Here is an 18,628-nt window from a genome sequence, read left to right as displayed (position 1 = left end):
AAATAAATAAAGCCCCCGTTAATGGAGGCTGTTAACTTGAAATGGCTTCTGTCGGGAGTGGGCTGGAATTGCAGAAGGCAGTACCGCAATCAAAACGGGCCTGGTTTTTACCATTTCTCTTCGCTATATATAAAAGCTTATCTGCTTCGGATATGACATCTTCGCTTGTCTGTGCCTGTTTGCTGCCAGCAATGCCAAAACTCATCGTAATTTTCAGACAACTATTTGTGAATTTTTTCTTGTTTAAGTATTCATAAAACTCTGTAAAAAATTGCTGCAGCTGTTCTGTCTTCTGGTTGCGGAGTACAAGAGCGAATTCCTCGCCTCCATAACGAAATGCTTGTCCGTCATATTTTAATGCAAAATCATTCATCATTTTGCCGATTTCCCGGAGTACTTCATCTCCCACTAAATGGCCATACCGGTCATTTACCGACTTGAAATGGTCAATATCACCCATTATAAGTGAAAAGGGAATCGACTTCTCCCTCAAATGACGTATATGCTCCTGGAAGTGGCGATGATTATACAGTCCTGTTAAATAATCGGTAACAACAAGCTGCTGATACATGTTTTTTTGCTTAATATGCTTTCGTTCCCTTAGCACAAGCATGGCGCCGAAGAGTCCGACAATCCAAACAAAAGCCGTATTTAATAAAAAGACAAACCACACTTGTTGAGGTACAGGCATCTCCATTAATAGTATTCCGGAATAACCGGCAGTTGCCGAGGCACTTGAGATGAAAAAACCTTTCGTACGCCAATAAATAGTCGCATGCATAACAAACAGGTAAGTAATCGGAAAAAGATAGCTCATCACGCCGCCGGTCAAATATAAAAGCCAAAAGAGCGCAATAAAATCAAACAAGATCCCTATTTTTGTAATTAAAGGGAAGTACTTATGATCAGGCCTCATTTTAGATAGTGCTATCTGTGCTGTTAACATATATGTGGCGCCGACTGCGACGAGGTACGGAAATGAGCCTGATTCAAATTGGAGAATCTCAGCCAGGGGAGGAAAATAAAATATCGTTATTGCCATCGCAAAGAAAATCCATCTTAGATAGGAAAAGATTCTTTCGGTTTTATAATCGTTCATATACAGAGAAAAACCCATATCTATTACCCTCTTAAAGTATTAACAACTAATTCCATTTTAGCACAATAAAGCGTTTCAAAAAGATAAATATTTAGACAATCTTCGTCAATTTTCTTAACTTACTCTGGTCATTTTTATACAAAAACACCCCTGATTCACTTAAGAACCAGGGGTGTAACGTATATTATCTGCTTCCTTTTATATAATGTGTTCCGGAAGCTTTAGGGGCTTCTGCCCGGCCAATAAAACCTGCCAGAGCCAGAATCGTTAACACATATGGTGTAATAAGCAAATATACATTTGGAACATTCTTTAAGAAAGGTAAGCTTGATCCGATAATGCTCAAGCTTTGCGCAAATCCAAAGAATAGCGCGGCACCCATTGCTCCAAGCGGATGCCATTTACCAAAAATTAATGCTGCTAGAGCCATAAAGCCCTGGCCGCTGATTGTTGCATGGCTGAAGTCAGAGGAAATTGCCTGTGCGTATACACCACCGCCAATTCCGGCAAGCCCCCCGGAAATGATGACGCCAATGTAACGCATTCTTGTGACGTTAATTCCCATTGTGTCCGCCGCCATTGGATGTTCCCCGACGGCACGAAGACGGAGGCCGAACGGTGTCTTGAACATCACATACCAGGCTATAAACGCAAAAACGATCGCAACATACGATGTGTAATACGTATTGGAGAAAAACAGTTCTCCAAGCAGCGGAATATCGCTTAGCAGCGGAATATCGACTTTGCTGAATCCCTTTTGGATAATATCAGTCTGTCCTTTTCCGTAGATGAGCTTGACTAAAAACAAGGCCGCCCCTACTGCTAGCAGGTTAATCGCGACACCGGAAACCGTCTGATCAGCTCGGAATGTAATCGACGCAACAGCATGGAGAACAGAAAGCAAGGCGCCAACAACCATTGCCACTAACAGGGCAATCCAAGGCGTTAAGTTTCCTAAACTGTCAACGAACGTTAAATTAAAAACGATCGCAGCGAATGCCCCAATCACCATTAATCCTTCCAACCCGATGTTTACAACGCCGGAACGCTCCGAAAAGTTTCCACCTAATGCAGTGAAAATAAGTGGTGCTGCCCAAAGTAAAGTAGATGGAATAATAATTAATAAAATATCCATTAAGCCCACTTACTTCACCCCCTTTTTGCTCAATCGTTCAATCAATAAACGAATCATATAACTTGCGGCAACAAAGAAAACGATTAGCGCAATAATAATATCAACGAGTTCGTTCGGCACACCGGCCTCAAGCGGCATGTTCAAGGCACCAACCTTTAAGCTGCCAAACAGGATGGCTGCAAAAACAATCCCGATCGGGCCGTTTGCGCCTAAAAGGGCAACGGCGATTCCGTCAAAGCCGACACCTGTAAAACCGCCCTTTATCGCTGCGTATCCAAATGTTCCGAGTCCTTCCATCGCACCGGCGAGCCCGGCAAAAGTACCGGATATAACCATTGACTGGATGATATTGGCGTTGACGTTCATACCCGCATATTGTGATGCATGCTGATTGAAGCCAACAGATCTTAATTCAAAGCCTTTCGAAGTTTTTTCTAGTAAAAACCACATAATGAATACGCTTATGATAGCGATGATAATTCCCCAGTGGAGGCGGGAATAGTCGGTCAGCCCTTCAAGAAACGGTGATCGAAGTGTAGCCGATCCATGAATGTTTGCTGTCCTGTCGCTTCTTTCGGAAAGGACAGTCCGAATCATATAGTTTGTTACATGTAGAGCGATATAGTTCATCATAATTGTGACAATAACTTCGTGAACGCGGAAACGGGCTTTTAAAAGGCCTGGAATAAAGCCCCATAGTGCTCCTGCCAGAGCAGCGGCCAATATCGCAAGCGGCAAATGAATGATTTTCGGAAGCTCTAAGGCCACGCCAACCCAAACAGCTGCAAGCCAGCCGACAATCAGCTGGCCTTCAACACCAATATTGAATAAACCGGTTCTGAAGGCAAATGCTACCGATAATCCGGCTAAAATATATGGAGTGACCTGGCGAACCACTTCACCGGTATAATATGCTTGTCCAAAAGCACCATTCCACAGCGCGGTATAACCCGCAACGGCATCATAGCCGCTGATAACCATAATAATCGTTCCGACAATGATGCCGAGAAGTACGGCTATTACCGGAATTAAGATATTTTTTAGGCGATTAGATATTGCCTTCTTCACCTGAACTAATATATTTTTTAGGCGATTAGACATGGCTTTCTTCACCTGCTTCCTTTCGTTTCGAACCGGCCATCAACAATCCGAGCTCTTGTTCTGTCGTCTTCTTTGGATCGACTATTGCGACAATCTTTCCCTCATAAATAACAGCAATGCGATCGCTGACATTGATGATTTCATCCAACTCAAATGAAAGAAGCAGGACAGCCTTTCCATGATCACGCTGTTCGATAAGCCGTTTATGGATAAACTCAATTGCCCCAACATCAAGGCCGCGTGTCGGCTGTGCGGCAATCAATAAATCCGGGTCGCGATCCACCTCACGGCCAATGATCGCTTTTTGCTGGTTACCGCCTGATAAAGAGCGGGCGAGTGTGTATTCACTTGGTGTTCTGACGTCAAATTCCGCTATCAGTGTTCTTGCTTTTTTGTAGATCTCTTTGAAATTCAAGATACCCTTTTTTGAGAATGGGGTTTTATAATAAGTTTGCAAAACCATATTCTCAGCAACCGGAAAATCGAGGACAAGACCGTGCTTATGGCGGTCCTGCGGAATATGGGCAACTCCGGACTCACTTATCTTCCGCGATGAAAGATTGCGGACTTCTTTATTGTTCAGTTTAATTGAGCCGCTTTCCGACTTTCTGAGCCCGGTGATTGCTTCGATTAATTCAGTCTGGCCATTCCCGTCAACCCCGGCAATTCCGAGGATTTCTCCGGCATGGACAACGAGGTCAAGTCCTTTGACAGCCGGAACACCGCGGGAGTCCTTCACAAACAGCTGATCAATCTCCAACACGGGTTGCTTTGGGTCGGCAGGAGTTTTATCCGTTTTAAAAAGGACTTCACGGCCAACCATAAGACTCGCCAGCTCGTTTGGATTCGTGTCCTTTACATTGAGGGTGCCAATGCCAACCCCTTTCCGGATAACCGTGACCCGGTCGCATACTTCCATGATTTCTTTCAGTTTATGAGTAATCAGGATAATCGACTTGCCTTCTGTAATAAGGGTTTTCATAATTTGGATGAGCTCTTTAATTTCCTGCGGCGTCAAAACGGCTGTTGGCTCATCAAAAATCAGGATTTCCGCGCCGCGGTAAAGAGTTTTTAATATTTCTACCCTTTGCTGCATTCCAACCGAGATATCGGAAATTTTCGCTTTTGGATCGACAGCGAGCCCATAGCGTTCCGAAATTTCCCTTACCTCTTGTTCGGCTTTTTTAAGATCAATCTTCCCACGGGATGTTGTTTCTTTTCCGAGAATAATATTTTCGGTGACTGTGAATGTATCAACAAGCATGAAGTGCTGATGCACCATGCCAATTCCTAAATCGTTAGCAATGTTCGGATTGGTAATATTCACGGCTTTTCCATTAACACGGATTTCACCTTGCTCTGGCTGGTACAGGCCGAAGAGCACATTCATTAATGTCGATTTACCCGCCCCGTTTTCCCCGAGCAAAGCGTGTATTTCTCCTTTTCGCAGTTGAAGGGTTATATTATCGTTGGCAACAATCCCGGGAAACTCCTTGCGGATATTAATCATTTCAATTACGTATTCCATCATTTTTCACTCCTTGCTCTTAAATAAAGGAAATTAAAGTTTAGTAGTATGAGGTCAGACTTTTACTTTGGTTAAAAAACGGGGTTGCCCCCCTAAAATCTTAAGTGAAAAGCAGAAATGGGTTCTGCGCTTCAATTAACATTCTATTAATTGAATGAACTTCATAAAGCCATTCTTTAATTGAAAAACGAACAGTTATTTAAGTTAAGATATATGTATTCCTACGGTATACTCCTGTTTATTAGACAACTTCATTCGTTTTTCGGTTTAGCTTATTACATTGTGAAATTTATCAATTATAAAAAAAGGAATAAGAGGCCGAAAAAGCCGTGACCACTTATTCCTTTTTGTTCATTAACTAGCAGAGAAAGTTTTTAATTCGTCACGAGTTCCTGGAACCGTGATTTCCCCGCTAACAATTTTTTGTTTCCACTCTTCGACAGCTGCTTCAATATCTGCTTTATTGGCAAGCTCTTCATTGATTGGAGCAAGGCCGACGCCGTCTTCACTTAATCCGTAAGTCGTAATTTCTCCGCCAGGGAAGTTTCCTTCTTTAGCCTGTTTTGAAATATCAACTACGGCATTGTCAACACGCTTAAGTGCCGATGTAATGATTACATTGTGCTCTTCGCCGTCAATTTCTACTATACCCTCGGCTGTTTGATCAGAGTCAACGCCGATTGCCCAAATTAGATTAGAAGGATCTTTTTTCTTAAGGTCGCGTGCTTCTTTAAATAGGCCATTACCAGTGCCGCCAGCAGCATGGAAAATCACATCCGCACCAGAAGAGTACATTGTCGCTGCAATCGTTTGGCCAAGCTCAGCTTTGTCAAACGCACCTGAATACTTAACATCAACTGCTGCTTCAGGATTAACCGCTTGGACACCAGCCCGGAAACCCGACTCAAAACGCTCAATTACCGCACCCTCGACACCGCCGATAAAACCGATTTTCTTTGTCTTGGTCGCAAGTCCTGCTGTGACACCAGCAAGGAATGAAGCTTCCTGTTCTTTAAACAAAATGCTTGCGACATTTGGCTGGTTGACTTCAGCATCCACAATCGCAAAGTGAGCGTCTTTTTGTTGTTTGGCAATCTCATCGACAGCTTCCATCATCATAAAACCAATACCAAAAATGAGACTGTAATCTTTGCGGACAAGGTTATTTAAGTTTGTCGCATAGTCAGCGTCAGATTGGGATTGCAAATAATCATAGCCTGTTCCTTTTTCAAGGCCATTGTCTTTACCAAACTTCTGGAGACCTTCCCATGCAGATTGGTTGAAGGATTTGTCATCTACACCACCGACATCCGTTACCATTGCTATAGAGAATTTGTCTTCTTTTTCTCCTCCGCCAGCTCCGTTATTGTCTTTTTCGTCTGAATTGCCACAAGCCCCTAAAATCGTTCCAGCAGCAAGCACAAGTGACAGCGCTAATCCGAATTTACGCGTTTTCAAGGTTTGTACCCCCTAAAGTGTTGTAGATATAGTAGAAATGGTCTGGATCGCCTAAGCGTTTACAATCTCTGAAAAAATTAAATTCTTTTTCTCAGAACGTGAAAACTGAACTTATCGGCTTTAAAATAATTGACCGAATACAGAATGGGTTCGTCCGTTTCATCGAAATGCATTTGCTTTAAGACTAGCAAAGCTGTTTCCGGGTCACATTCCAGGATCGGTGAAATTCTTTCATGATAGCCGATCGGTTCGATTTGGGCAACCGCATAAGTAATTTTCCGCCCTGCCTTCTCCTCCAAGATGCTGAGAAGCGATTCTTGCTCATGGGAAAAGGATTCCGGCATGATTCTTTGGGGAACTTTATCAATGCAATACACGACTGGTTCGCCATTAGCGGTTCGAACTCGTTCACTCATGACAATTTCTTCGTCCATGGTACATGAGAAGCGGCGAATATCCTCTTCGGTTGGACTCATCGTTGATGAGCCGAGGAAAATCGTCCCAGGAGTCATGCCTGCTTGTTCAATCATATTCGTTACACTGTTAAGCTGCTCGATCCCCGAAGTAAACAGCGGCTTGGCATTCACAAATGTCCCAACGCCATGACGGCGGATGATCACATTTTCCTCTTCTAGAATTCTTAACGCTTCCCGAAGGGTAGCCCTGCTGACTCCGAGCTGCTTGGCAAGATCAAACTCTGAAGGCAGCTTCTCTCTTTCTTTATACTTGCCTTCGTCAATATCCTGCTTAATTCGATCGATGACTTGTAAATACAAATGCCGATTATCTGATTTGATAGACATGAGCTCCTCCAACCACTTTTCTCCAGACATCAGACCTCTGATGTTCAATCATTCCTACTAATCGAAAATACTATAACACTTTTTTCCCTATAAATAAATAGAGTTTCAGGATTTTGTCGAAAAAAGCTTATAGTTTACAACAGTCGAAGATATATGCAAAAAAAGCTCCCTATACAGTTAGTCTATTCATGCAGAAAACAGTTAGAATCCTTGTCCTGTCAATTATTTTCTTTCGTTTACCCATATAATTTTTCTCCGCTGATCCCGGTAAAAAATTGACATAGATTGTTCTCTTAACTTTTTTGTAAGCGCTTTTAATAGTATGTCATATTTGCTGTTTACAAGAGGCATGCTAACGGCTGGAAACAGTTTCTAGCTTAAATAATCTCGTGATTTTGTTTTTGTACATAACAAAAGCCGGACTAGCCGGCTTTTGGGTTTGTTTACAAGATAGAAACAAGCGATGTGTGCTTGTGTCCGAGATAGACCACGCGATGTTTGCTTGTTTGCTTGTTCCGCAAGGCAGTTGTCACATTCTTATGAGCTTGCTTCTTCTTTCGGTTTTGAGATCAGTACGGCCCGTGGCTTACTTCCTTCATACGGACCGACAACCCCTCTTGCTTCCATTTCGTCAATTAAACGGGCTGCCCTGGTGTAACCGATTCTAAATCGTCTTTGCAGCATCGATACAGAGGCTGTTTGCATATCTACAATCAGTTCAACCGCTTCTTCGTAAAGGTCATCATCAACCTCAGTGGTATTTTCCGGGATATCGTCGGGAATCATTTCTTCCTGATATTGGGCTTTTTGCTGGGCAATCACAAAATCAACGATATCTTCAACCTCTTCATCCGACAAAAACGCGCCCTGGACCCGAACCGGCTTCGAAGCTCCAACCGGCAGGAACAGCATGTCCCCCCTGCCGAGCAGCTTCTCAGCCCCTCCCATATCAAGGATCGTTCGCGAATCGGTTTGCGATGATACAGCGAAAGCAATTCTGGAAGGAATGTTCGCCTTGATGACCCCGGTAATGACATCAACAGACGGACGCTGCGTTGCAATTATTAAATGGATGCCTGCGGCCCGTGCCATTTGTGCCAGCCTAGTAATCGCGTCCTCAACATCTGAAGAAGCTACCATCATTAAATCGGCGAGCTCATCAACGATGACGATAATATATGGCAAAAGCGGCTGGCTCGCTTCTTCTTCTGCGTTTTGCCTTTTTACATAGTCATTATATCCTTCGATATTTCTAGTGCCTGTATGGGAAAAGAGCTCGTAGCGCCTTTCCATCTCATTGACAACTTTTTTTAGAGCCTGGGAAGCCTTTTTTGCATCGGTAACAACGGGAGCGAGTAAATGCGGGATTCCATTATATACATTTAACTCGACCATTTTCGGGTCAATCATCATCAGCTTCACTTCATGTGGTTTTGCCCGCATTAACACACTCGTGATGATTCCGTTGATACAGACACTTTTTCCGCTTCCGGTTGCCCCGGCGACAAGCAGATGGGGCATTTTATTAAGCTCCGCCAAAACGGCTTCGCCGGTGATATCCCGGCCCAGGCCAATCATCAGCTTTGCTTCCGGCCTGTCATTTTGCCTTGCTTCAAGAACCTCCCGCAACGAAACCATCGCAACCTCTGAATTCGGCACTTCGATGCCTATTGCCGATTTACCAGGTATCGGTGCCTCGATGCGAATATCTTTAGCAGCAAGGGCGAGCGCAAGATCATCACTGAGGCTGACAATTTTGCTTACCTTCACACCAACATCCGGGTGGACCTCATATTTCGTTACGGCCGGCCCTAGGTGTACTTGTGTTACCCTCGCTTTCACCCCAAAGCTTTGGAAAGTTCGCTCCAGCTTGGCAGCATTTGCGTGGATGAGTTCGTATTCTCCGCTTTGATCTGTTTGGCGCGGGTGCTTTAGCAGGCTTACAGGCGGAAGTTCATAGGCAGTATTTTCCACTTCAGTAAACGTCATTGGCGGTGCAGAATCGTCTTCGGCAGATCGATTCCGTTGCTCCGATTTGCCGCTTTCCGCTTCTACTGGCGGCGTCGGATAGGCTCTTTCCGCAAAGCTTGAAATGATTGGTTCAGAAGGCCGTTCTTCCCTCGTTTCCGGTCCGTCGTGAGCCGTAACAGCCTGATTATCCTGTTCAGCTTGTACGCGATTGCGCTGTTCCAGCCGCTGCAATCTTTTTGCTGCTTTTCGTTCTCTGCGACGAGTCGTTGAATCTTTCATATCAGCAACAAAAGCGAGCCAATTCTTTTTGCCGAACTCCCATATAAATCCGCCTAATTTTGCTGCGCTACCCCCAAATGTCTTCCCGGTCAGCAAAATAAATCCAATGATAATAAATACTGTGGCAATTACCTTCGTCCCGGCTTCATCAAATAAATAGTAGAAGAGTGCAAACAGGACAGCACCTATCATGCCGCCGCCCAGGTCGGTAGTGCTCGTTTGCTCGTTTATTTCCATGCGAAAAAGGTCCCATGTATTTGAAATCACACTCGGGTTTGTAAAGCTCCCACCGCTTGACATTAGCTCAAAGAGTGTAACATGGCTTAGAAGCAGCAAGGATCCAATGATGATGTATATCCCAACAAGCCTTCTGTAAAATAAAAACGGAAATTCACGTTTCCACATTAAATATCCGCCAAAAATAATCAGGCTAATTAAACTCAATATGTACCATTCTCCCATAAAGAAACGAAAGAATAGGACAATTCCCTTACCGACTGCCCCAAGCTTAGCAAGCGAAATTGCGGCCAGCGCAATAATAATCAGGGCAGACAGCTCAAATTGCAGCGTCCTTTTCAAATGATCTTTTTTTCTTGACTGTCTTCTTTTTCTTTTGGCCATTTTATCACCTTATGTTTTAATCTGGTCGAAACAAATAGCATGCTTCCATGACAACTAAGAAAGCAGCCCAAGCTGGCTGCTTCTTAACGAGTTGTCATTATTATACCATATACCCAGTCCAAACATAAGGCAGCCAGAAATTATCAAAAAGAAATTTTTGCGCCCGGTGTGCACCGCGAATCCATAAAGTGCTGGGGATCGCTGCTTAAAACACGGATTACCCGGTAGGACTGGTCGTCATCCAATTCCACCATAAGCGGGATCCCGTCCAAGTTAATCAATTTTTGCTTACTGTAGACGTCCCCCTCAGCAGGAAATATCAGCTCTTCAGGCATCATCGTATAGAGGATCATTGAATGATCGCCGCATTTCTTGCCCTTTTTAACTCGATTAATTCATTAAGCTTTCCCATCGCCTGGCCGATTCCGCCTACTTCATCAATCAAGCCATGTTCAACTGCTTCTGAGCCGACAACATTTGTTCCGATGTCCCTTGTTAAATTGCCTTTGTCAAACATTAAATCTTTAAAGGTTTGTTCACTCACTTTCGAGTGTCTGGTTACAAATTTTACCACCCTGTCCTGCATTTTATCCAAGTATTCAAACGTTTGCGGAACCCCGATCACAAGACCTGTAAGGCGAATCGGGTGAATCGTCATTGTCGCAGTCTCGGCAATTAACGAATAATCACATGACACGGCAATTGGAACACCGATAGAATGCCCGCCACCCAAGACAATTGAAACTGTTGGCTTCGAGAGTGATGCAAGCATTTCGGAAATAGCCAGGCCAGCCTCGACATCCCCGCCTACTGTGTTAAGGATGACAAGAAGTCCTTCTATTTTCGGGTTTTGTTCTATGGCCACGATTTGCGGAATGATGTGCTCGTATTTTGTTGTTTTATTCTGTGGCGGAAGCTGCAAATGCCCTTCAATCTGGCCGACAATCGTCAGACAATGAATCGTTGAATCCTGTGACAGCTGCGGCACATTCGTTTGGCCAAGCTCCTGTATTTTTTCGATTAAGGTCGAGCCCTTTTCTTCATTTTGCTGTTCCGTCTCATCCTGGTTGTTAAAGCCTGTTTGAAACCTTTCTTGATCCATATCCTGTTCTCCCTTCAAGAAATAATACTGTTAGTATGATCTTTGGCAGAGTTTTCATTCTATGGTTATAAAAAATAATCCGGTCAAAGGCAAAAAAACAGGTACGGCCAGATGGCCATACCTGTTTTCAACTGTAGACTTCCATGATGATCGGCAAAATCATCGGTCTCCGTTTTGTTTTCTCATATAAATATTGATTTAGTGAATCTCTCATATCTTGTTTTAAACTTGTCCAATCGAAGGAAGATTTCGAGATATTCTTTTCGACAATCTGGCGGACTAAATCTGTTGAGTCTTCCATCAACTTTTCCGATTCGCGCACGTAGACAAACCCGCGTGAGATGATTTCAGGCCCTGCAACAATTTTTCGTGTACCTTTGCTTAATGTCACCACAACAAGCAGGATACCGTCCTGGGATAAAAGCCTCCGGTCACGAAGGACGATATTGCCAACATCGCCGACACCGCTGCCATCAATTAATACGTTTCCGGCTGTAACGCGGCCGCCCGCTTTCAACTGGCCTTGTTTAATCTCGAATACATCCCCTTTTTCAGCGATAATTGTGTGATCATCCGGAATCCCGCATTCTTTGGCAACCCGGGCGTGGGCTTTTAGCATCCGGTATTCGCCATGAACAGGAATGAAATATTTCGGTTTCATTAAATTAATCATAAATTTAAGTTCTTCCTGGCTGCCATGGCTCGGAACCTGAGTGATCGATTTTCCGGACACGACGTGCGCTCCGGCGCGGTACAGCATATCAATCGTTTTATGAATAAACAGTTCGCTTCCTTTCAAAGGAGACGCTGCAAAAATCACGGTATCACCATTCTGGATATTTACCTGTTTATGGTCTTGCTTGGCCATTTTTTGCAAAGCCTCGATCGGTTCCCCCTGCTCTCCCGTAGTCAAAACAACGACGTCTTTATCCGCATATTGATCGATGGCGCCGATTGGAATAATTAAACCTTCATCAACCTCAATATAGCCCAGTTGCAGGGCAATGTCATAGACACGCTGCAGGCTTTTCCCGACAACTGCTACCTTTCGGCCGTTTTCGGCTGCCGCATTAAAGATATGCTGAATACGGTTTAAGTCAGAGGCAAAGCATGCCGCAATAATCCGGCCTGGAGCATTATAGAATGCCGTGGACATTTCCTTGGTTACAACGGACTCAGAAATGGTGTAACCAGGCCTTTCTGCTTCGGTACTGTCGGACAGCAAACATAAAACCCCTTTTTCACCAATACTGGCCATTCTGCCGATTTCCGGTTTATATAGATCGGTTGCTGCCTGATCAAATTTAAAATCGCCAGTAAAAACGATAGCGCCATCGGAAGTATCGATGCAAATTCCGACTGAGTCAGGAATGCTGTGGTTTGTCCTGAAAAAGGTCACCGCCGCCCGGTCAAAGTTTAGACGGGAATCGGAATTGATTTCTCTAAAGTCTGCTGTTCCGTTAAATTCTTGCTCTCTAAGTTTTGCCTGTGCCAAGGCGATGGTAAGCTTTGTTCCGTACACAGGTACATCGAGATTGCGCAGTACATATGTCAAGGCGCCAATATGGTCCTCATGGCCATGAGTCAGCAAAATCGCCTTCACTCTTGATTTGTTTTCCAGTAAATATGAAAAATCAGGAATCACAATATCGATTCCAAGCATTTCATTCTCCGGGAACATCAAGCCTGCGTCAATGACAAATATGTCGTCATCCACCTCTGCGACGTACATATTTTTGCCCATCTCGCCTACTCCCCCCAGGGCAATCAGCTTAATACTTTCATTTCTTGTCATACTCACGTAAGTTCCTCCTATGTTGTTTTCGCCGATCAAAAAATCAGTTACAACAATTATACTTGATGACAGAAATTGTTTACAACCATATTGTTGGCTCGCCTTCTCCAGACGAATGCGAATATCGTCGAACCATGTTAAATAATCGATATTAAGTAAAGTTGACGATAAATCCGTGAAGGTTGACGATATATTTAAAATGTTGACGATGAAAACGGGGAAGTCGACGATAAGAACGGGGATGTTGACGATATAGTTAATAGTCGACGATAAGAACGGGGAAGTTGACGATATATTTTAAATGTTGACGATGAAAACGGGGAAGTCGACGATATATTTTAAAAATTTGATCAGAATTCAAAAAACAAGCAGGTTATTACACATTCGTACTCCAAAAAAACAGCCATGCCAATTCCATTGGCTAGGCTGTTTTGCGTGTTATATTGCTTTAAATTGTCTTTAATAGGTTTGCTAATGTCGTCCGTTCTTGTTCCGAAAGCGGGACGAGCGGCAAGCGGACAGAACCAACGTCAAGCCCTTCGAGCTGGAGCGCCGTTTTTACAGGCACTGGGCTTGGCGATGTAAATAATCCTTGCATAACGGGCAGGATCGTTTGATGAAGCTTTGCTGCTTGAGCAAAATTTCCAGAAAAGTGAGCACGGACCATCTCCTGCATTTCATTACCGATCACATGAGATGCAACAGAGACAACGCCTGCACCGCCAATTGCCAGGACAGGAAGCGTCAAGCCGTCGTCGCCGCTGTAAAGCAAAAAGTCATCGTCCGTATTCGCAATGATATGGGTCATCGCATTTAGATCTCCGCTTGCTTCCTTCACAGCGGCGATATTCGCAATTTGCGACAGGCGAACGACCGTTTCCGGCGCAATATTGACTGAAGCTCTGCCGGGAATATTATAGACCATAACCGGAAGCTTTGTGCTCTCGGCAATCGCTTTGAAATGCTGATAAAGCCCTTCCTGGTTGGGTTTATTGTAATATGGGGCAACAACCATAATAGCGTCGACACCGAGCTGTTCCGCTTTTTTTGTTAATTCAATGGATGCATAAGTATCATTGCTGCCAGTTCCGGCAATCACCGGAATTCTTTTATCGACCGCTTTGACAACATGCTGGAAAAGAGCCAGCTTTTCCTCTTTAGAAAGGGTCGGCGATTCACCGGTTGTCCCTGCAACAACAAGCGATTCGGTCCCGTGATCAATTAAATAATTGACGAGCTGGGTCGTTTTTGCAAAATCAACATGCCCTTTTTTATCAAAAGGCGTTACCATAGCCGTTGAAACTCTGCCGAAAAGAACCATAATTCCACTCCTTCATACCTCTTATATATCTGTTCTTTCAAACTCCAATGCTTCCGATTCAAGTTGAAAAGCATCATGGAGAGCGTTTACTGCATTTACAAGGTCTTCTTGCTTAACCAGGACCCAAATGGTTGTATGGCTGTCAGCAGATTGTAAAATTCTGATCCCTTTTTCTGATAGGGCCGTAACAATTTTCGCAGCAACCCCGGGAACTCCTGCCATTCCTGCGCCAACAACGGACACCTTTGCACAGTTCCGCTCGACAGCAGGCTCATGGCCGAGGTTTTCCAGCACATTGATTGCATGGTCGGTCACTTCATCTGTAACAGTATAGACGACACCGTTTGGTGATATATTGATTAAATCGACGCTGATCTTTTCATTTGCCATCGCTTTGAAAACTTCAGCCTGTAAATTGTACTGATTTTTTTTGGCATACACTTTAATTTGTGTAACATTTGAAACATGGGCAATGCCTGTGACAGGGCGCTCCTTAATATCACTGCCTCTGTTCTGTTTGTTAATCGACGTCACAAGCGTTCCGGGATTATCGGTGTAGGTGGAGCGGATCCGGATCGGCACTTTCGCCTGCATCGCAATCTCAACAGCGCGCGGGTGAATCACCTTTGCCCCCTGGTAGGCCATATTGCAGACCTCATTGTATGTTACGACAGATAACGGCCGTGCATTTGCGGCAATCCGTGGGTCTGCCGTCATAATCCCTTCTACATCCGTAAAAATATCAATCCACTCCGCCTCAAGAGCAGACCCCAATGCTGCTGCGGATGTATCGCTTCCGCCGCGGCCGATTGTTGTGATGTCACCATTTTTCGCAGAGCCCTGGAATCCTGCGACGACAACGGCATCATGAAGTTCAAGCTCTTTTATAAGCCTGTCGCATTTCATTTCAACAATTTTTGCGCTTGTATGGTCATTGTTTGTTCTGAAGCCTGCCTGCGCCCCGGTTAACGCAACTGCCTTTATGCCGTTTTCGATCAGCATATTGGTAAACACGACACTTGAAATCGTTTCACCGACGGATAAAAGCAGGTCTTGCTCCCGTTTACTGACTTTGCTCGCATTTCCGGAAATTAATGACAAAAGCGTATCGGTTGCATAAGGGTCCCCGCTCCTGCCCATGGCAGACACGACTACAACCGCCTTATATCCGTCTGAAATGGCTTTTTTAATATGCCGGATTGCGCTTTCCCGGCTTTGTTTATCCCTGACAGAAGTGCCTCCAAATTTTTGAACGATTATCTTCATCGTAACACCTCTAAAATTTATCTGACTCATTCTTCTTTTTTGTCCAGCTCCAGCGCCTAGCCCCTCGAGTCACTTCAGTCCTGCCGATGAAGTCATAGAGCAACTTCACCGACAGGCCCTCCAGCGCTTGTCGGGGCTGACCAAGGCGCTTGCGCATTTCTTAGATAATGAGATTACTTGACCTCTTTAACAAGTCCAAGCTTGATTAAGCTTTCGGCAATCTGGACAGAATTCCATGCCGCACCTTTTAATAGGTTATCGGAAACAACCCAGAGGTGGAAACCGTTTGTTTCGTCAAGATCCTGGCGAATGCGTCCGACAAACACATCATTTTTGCCGACGCAGTCAGCGGGCATAGGATAGATTTGATTGTCCGGATCATCCTGAAGCGTAATGCCAGGTGCTTCTTTAAGTATGGCCTTTAATTCTTCCGCAGTTAAACCGCTGTTTTCCACCTCGATATACACCGACTCGGAATGACCGGTGGCAACGGGCAGGCGGACACAAGTTGCGGCAACCTGGAGCTCAGGCAAATGCATGATTTTCTTTGTTTCGTTGATCATTTTCATTTCTTCGTAAGTAAAGCCGTTGTCCTGGAATGTATCGATTTGCGGAATCGCGTTAAATGCAATCTGGTAATGCTTTTTATCTGATTTTACCGGTAAAAGTTTTGGTTCAAATGGTTCATTGTTAATAATCGCGCGCGTTTGTTCATAGAGTTCCTCGACAGCAGCAGCGCCTGAACCTGACACGGCCTGATATGTGGAGACGATCACTTTCTTTAAGCCGTATTTTTGGCGAACCGGTTCGAGTGCAACAACCATCTGAATCGTTGAGCAATTTGGGTTGGCAATGATTCCGTTATGCTGGTGCAGGTCATCTTCATTTACCTCTGGAACTACGAGTGGAACATTTGGATCCATGCGAAAAGCACTCGTATTATCGATAACAATTGCGCCCCTTTTGGCTGCTTCAGGAGCGAGCTGTTTTGAAACACTTCCACCGGCGCTGAACAAGGCGATGTCCACCCCTTCAAAGCTTTCAGGCTTCGCTTCCTGGACGATCACTTCCTCACCGTTAAATATAACCTTTGAGCCGGCAGATCGCGGTGAAGATAGCAAGCTTATTTTTGAAATCGGAAATTTGCGATTTTCTAAAGTTTTAATCATTTGCTGGCCGACAGCGCCTGTTGCTCCGACCACAGCAATATGCAATCCATGAGTCTGTCCCATCTATAATTCCCCTTCCGGTATAAAATCAGCAGTTTTATCTTATAATAAAAAAATATGAGAAGTTTTGGGAATGTAAGCAATTTGGTGTGCAACACCGATACTCCATCCCCATAATATCATTTATTTTAACATATTCGTTCATTAAAGGAATAAACTTTTTGCCTCAAGTTCCGGAAAAGGGTTCTGTTAATTGGCATCTTTATATCTTTCTACTATAACAGGCTGGAGCTGGGTACCGTTCACTGCCGCAACAATTGTTTCTTCAAGCATCGTCATTCGCGCCACCATCGAATTCGGTTTTTTCACGGGATCGTCCTGGCCAAACGGAATAAAATAAATATTTTTCGTTGCCATCAATCTCATCAGGTTGACCCCGTTTAATCCGAGGGCATCGTTTGTTGAAATACCCAGTACAACAGGATTACCGTTCCTTAGTGTCGCTTTTGCAGCCATCAGGACGGGGGAATCCGTCATCGCATTGGCGAACTTGCTCATTGAATTGCCGGTTAACGGGGCAATAACCATACAATCAAGCGGCAGTTTAGGGCCGAGCGGCTCAGCTTTAACAATTGAATCGATAATAGCTTGGCCTGTCAGATTTTCAATTCTTTGCACCCAGTCTTCCCCGCTTCCAAACCGGGTTTCCGTATTTTTTACGGTGAAAGTAACGACCGGAATCACTTCAGCTCCCAGATTAACAAGTTTCTCAATTTCCGGAAACACGGCGTCGTATGTGCAATGTGAACCTGTTAACCCAAAGCCGATTCTTTTTCCTTTTAAACTCATACTTCTTTCTCCTTTCGATTTAGTAAAAATTCACCAAGCAGCTGAGAAAGAACGTTAGCTAAAATTTGCCCTGCCGTTTTTGGGGCGACAATTCCGGGTAGACCCGGTGCCAGCAGCGCTTTAATTCCTCTTTTTTCCGCATAGCGGAAATCTGTTCCTCCTGGTTTTGAGGCGAGATCAATAATCAGCGTATGGACGGGCATTTTTGAAATAACTGATGCACTGACAACTAAATATGGAATAGTGTTAATGCAAATATCGACATCGGTGACGATATTACTGATATCATCAAGGTGGAACGCGGTTAAGCCCATTTCGGTGATCCGTGCGATATGTTCGCTCTTTCTCGCTCCAACGGCTACCTTAGCCCCCATTGCATGAAAGGTTCGTGCCACGCTCATCCCAACTCTTCCTAATCCCAGAATAACGACCGTTGAACCGTGAATGGTAAAATCGGTGTGCTGGATCGCCATCATAATTGTTCCTTCGACGGTCGGAATCGAATTGTAAATTGCAACATCATCCCGTTCAAAAAGCTGGACAAGGCGCCTGTTGGCCTGCTTCGTAATTTCATTTAAGTAGGAATTCGTGATTCCAGAATAGATCGTGCAATGGGCCGGGGTCTTTGAGAGTATTTCTTTTGTTATGAACACTTTCTCATTGGAAAAAATCGTCTCAATCTGGCCGTCTAGGCTCGTTCCGGGAACAGGCAAAATAATCGAGTCGATTGCTGTAAAATCGACTTCCTCCATTTTTTCCTTAATAGCTCCGGTAAAGGCATGGTCCAGTTGTTCAAATCCGACTAATGAAAGCTTCGCATCCAGTTCTGTTAACTTGCGGATAATCTCAAGCTGCCTGGCATCACCGCCAATAACTGCGATCTGCATTCCTGTCAGCATGAATACAATCACCTTCTTATATGGAATGAAACTTTTCTCATGTTACCGGGATCATCAGCATAGCTTTCAAAATCGCTAATCGTTTCCGACCAGAACGACCGTCAACCTACTGGTTAAAATCCCGTTCGTCATAGCTACGGGTGTTATGATAAAGTTTTTGGTTTTGAACTACTCCAACATATTATGATAGAAACAGGGAATCGGTGAGTTTTCCTGCAAAAAGGAGGACTTC

At 44.3% G+C, this 18,628-nt stretch carries 15 protein-coding genes; all 15 read right to left on the bottom strand.

Annotated elements, in window-relative coordinates; translation table 11 throughout:
- Positions 1-31: 31 nt before the first annotated feature.
- The 15 genes from CU635_RS08175 to dpaA all read right to left on the bottom strand — a co-directional run bounded on the left by CU635_RS08175 (position 32) and on the right by dpaA (position 18,396).
- Positions 32-1,117, bottom strand: a complete 1,086-nt coding sequence (locus tag CU635_RS08175; protein ID WP_101576720.1) for a GGDEF domain-containing protein — start codon at positions 1,115-1,117, stop codon at positions 32-34.
- A gap of 166 nt (positions 1,118-1,283) precedes the next feature.
- On the bottom strand, positions 1,284-2,243 hold the full coding sequence (locus tag CU635_RS08170; RefSeq protein WP_101576717.1) for an ABC transporter permease: 960 nt from the start codon (positions 2,241-2,243) through the stop codon (positions 1,284-1,286).
- Positions 2,244-3,290: an ABC transporter permease gene (locus CU635_RS08165; RefSeq protein ID WP_101576762.1), complete on the bottom strand. Its 1,047-nt coding sequence runs from the start codon at positions 3,288-3,290 to the stop codon at positions 2,244-2,246.
- Positions 3,291-3,327: 37 nt separating this feature from the next.
- Positions 3,328-4,863 carry an ABC transporter ATP-binding protein gene (locus CU635_RS08160; protein WP_101576715.1) on the bottom strand — a complete coding sequence of 512 codons (1,536 nt, stop codon included), beginning with the start codon at positions 4,861-4,863 and terminating at the stop codon, positions 3,328-3,330.
- Between the two features lie 354 nt (positions 4,864-5,217).
- Positions 5,218-6,321, bottom strand: a complete 1,104-nt coding sequence (locus CU635_RS08155) for a BMP family lipoprotein (RefSeq protein ID WP_101576713.1) — start codon at positions 6,319-6,321, stop codon at positions 5,218-5,220.
- A 77-nt stretch (positions 6,322-6,398) separates the two neighbouring features.
- A complete protein-coding gene (locus CU635_RS08150; RefSeq protein WP_101576711.1) occupies positions 6,399-7,124 on the bottom strand; it encodes a GntR family transcriptional regulator in 726 nt (241 codons plus the stop codon).
- A 537-nt stretch (positions 7,125-7,661) separates the two neighbouring features.
- The gene (locus tag CU635_RS08145) at positions 7,662-9,995 is read right to left on the bottom strand and encodes a DNA translocase FtsK (protein ID WP_101576709.1); all 2,334 of its coding nucleotides are present in this window, start codon (positions 9,993-9,995) and stop codon (positions 7,662-7,664) included.
- A gap of 143 nt (positions 9,996-10,138) precedes the next feature.
- Complete coding sequence (locus CU635_RS08140; RefSeq protein WP_101576708.1) at positions 10,139-10,348, bottom strand: YlzJ-like family protein; 210 nt, start codon at positions 10,346-10,348, stop codon at positions 10,139-10,141.
- The gene (locus tag CU635_RS08135; protein WP_101576706.1) at positions 10,345-11,097 is read right to left on the bottom strand and encodes a ClpP family protease; all 753 of its coding nucleotides are present in this window, start codon (positions 11,095-11,097) and stop codon (positions 10,345-10,347) included. The genes CU635_RS08140 and CU635_RS08135 overlap by 4 nt, the downstream gene beginning before the upstream one ends.
- Before the next feature lie 127 nt (positions 11,098-11,224).
- Positions 11,225-12,892, bottom strand: coding sequence for a ribonuclease J (locus CU635_RS08130; RefSeq protein ID WP_219619905.1), 1,668 nt, complete (start codon positions 12,890-12,892; stop codon positions 11,225-11,227).
- Between the two features lie 448 nt (positions 12,893-13,340).
- On the bottom strand, positions 13,341-14,213 hold the full coding sequence (gene dapA, locus CU635_RS08125) for a 4-hydroxy-tetrahydrodipicolinate synthase (RefSeq protein ID WP_101576702.1): 873 nt from the start codon (positions 14,211-14,213) through the stop codon (positions 13,341-13,343).
- A gap of 21 nt (positions 14,214-14,234) precedes the next feature.
- Positions 14,235-15,479 carry an aspartate kinase gene (gene dapG / locus CU635_RS08120; protein ID WP_101576699.1) on the bottom strand — a complete coding sequence of 415 codons (1,245 nt, stop codon included), beginning with the start codon at positions 15,477-15,479 and terminating at the stop codon, positions 14,235-14,237.
- Positions 15,480-15,652: 173 nt separating this feature from the next.
- A complete protein-coding gene (gene asd, locus CU635_RS08115) occupies positions 15,653-16,711 on the bottom strand; it encodes an aspartate-semialdehyde dehydrogenase (protein WP_101576697.1) in 1,059 nt (352 codons plus the stop codon).
- Positions 16,712-16,897: 186 nt separating this feature from the next.
- The gene (dpaB, locus tag CU635_RS08110) at positions 16,898-17,497 is read right to left on the bottom strand and encodes a dipicolinate synthase subunit B (protein WP_101576695.1); all 600 of its coding nucleotides are present in this window, start codon (positions 17,495-17,497) and stop codon (positions 16,898-16,900) included.
- On the bottom strand, positions 17,494-18,396 hold the full coding sequence (gene dpaA / locus CU635_RS08105) for a dipicolinic acid synthetase subunit A (RefSeq protein WP_101576693.1): 903 nt from the start codon (positions 18,394-18,396) through the stop codon (positions 17,494-17,496). Before dpaA ends, dpaB begins: the two co-directional genes overlap by 4 nt.
- Positions 18,397-18,628: the final 232 nt, after the last annotated feature.

This window comes from Bacillus canaveralius (assembly GCF_002860125.1).
In the GTDB taxonomy this organism is placed as follows: Bacteria; Bacillota; Bacilli; order Bacillales; family Cytobacillaceae; genus Bacillus_BJ; species Bacillus_BJ canaveralius.
Note: the sequence above shows the minus strand (reverse complement) of the source record. Positions and strands in the feature narration are given on the sequence as shown.

Bases quoted from the DNA above. Each gene is read 5' to 3' on its own strand.
- CU635_RS08175 (WP_101576720.1), bottom strand. From the start codon at position 1,117: ATGGGTTTTTCTCTGTATATGAACGATTATAAAACCGAAAGAATCTTT.
- CU635_RS08160 (WP_101576715.1), bottom strand. From the start codon at position 4,863: ATGGAATACGTAATTGAAATGATTAATATCCGCAAGGAGTTTCCCGGG.
- CU635_RS08150 (WP_101576711.1), bottom strand. From the start codon at position 7,124: ATGTCTATCAAATCAGATAATCGGCATTTGTATTTACAAGTCATCGAT.
- CU635_RS08145 (WP_101576709.1), bottom strand. From the start codon at position 9,995: ATGGCCAAAAGAAAAAGAAGACAGTCAAGAAAAAAAGATCATTTGAAA.
- CU635_RS08140 (WP_101576708.1), bottom strand. From the start codon at position 10,348: ATGATCCTCTATACGATGATGCCTGAAGAGCTGATATTTCCTGCTGAG.
- CU635_RS08135 (WP_101576706.1), bottom strand. From the start codon at position 11,097: ATGGATCAAGAAAGGTTTCAAACAGGCTTTAACAACCAGGATGAGACG.
- CU635_RS08130 (WP_219619905.1), bottom strand. From the start codon at position 12,892: ATGACAAGAAATGAAAGTATTAAGCTGATTGCCCTGGGGGGAGTAGGC.
- dapA (WP_101576702.1), bottom strand. From the start codon at position 14,213: ATGGTTCTTTTCGGCAGAGTTTCAACGGCTATGGTAACGCCTTTTGAT.
- dapG (WP_101576699.1), bottom strand. From the start codon at position 15,479: ATGAAGATAATCGTTCAAAAATTTGGAGGCACTTCTGTCAGGGATAAA.
- asd (WP_101576697.1), bottom strand. From the start codon at position 16,711: ATGGGACAGACTCATGGATTGCATATTGCTGTGGTCGGAGCAACAGGC.
- dpaB (WP_101576695.1), bottom strand. From the start codon at position 17,497: ATGAGTTTAAAAGGAAAAAGAATCGGCTTTGGGTTAACAGGTTCACAT.
- dpaA (WP_101576693.1), bottom strand. From the start codon at position 18,396: ATGCTGACAGGAATGCAGATCGCAGTTATTGGCGGTGATGCCAGGCAG.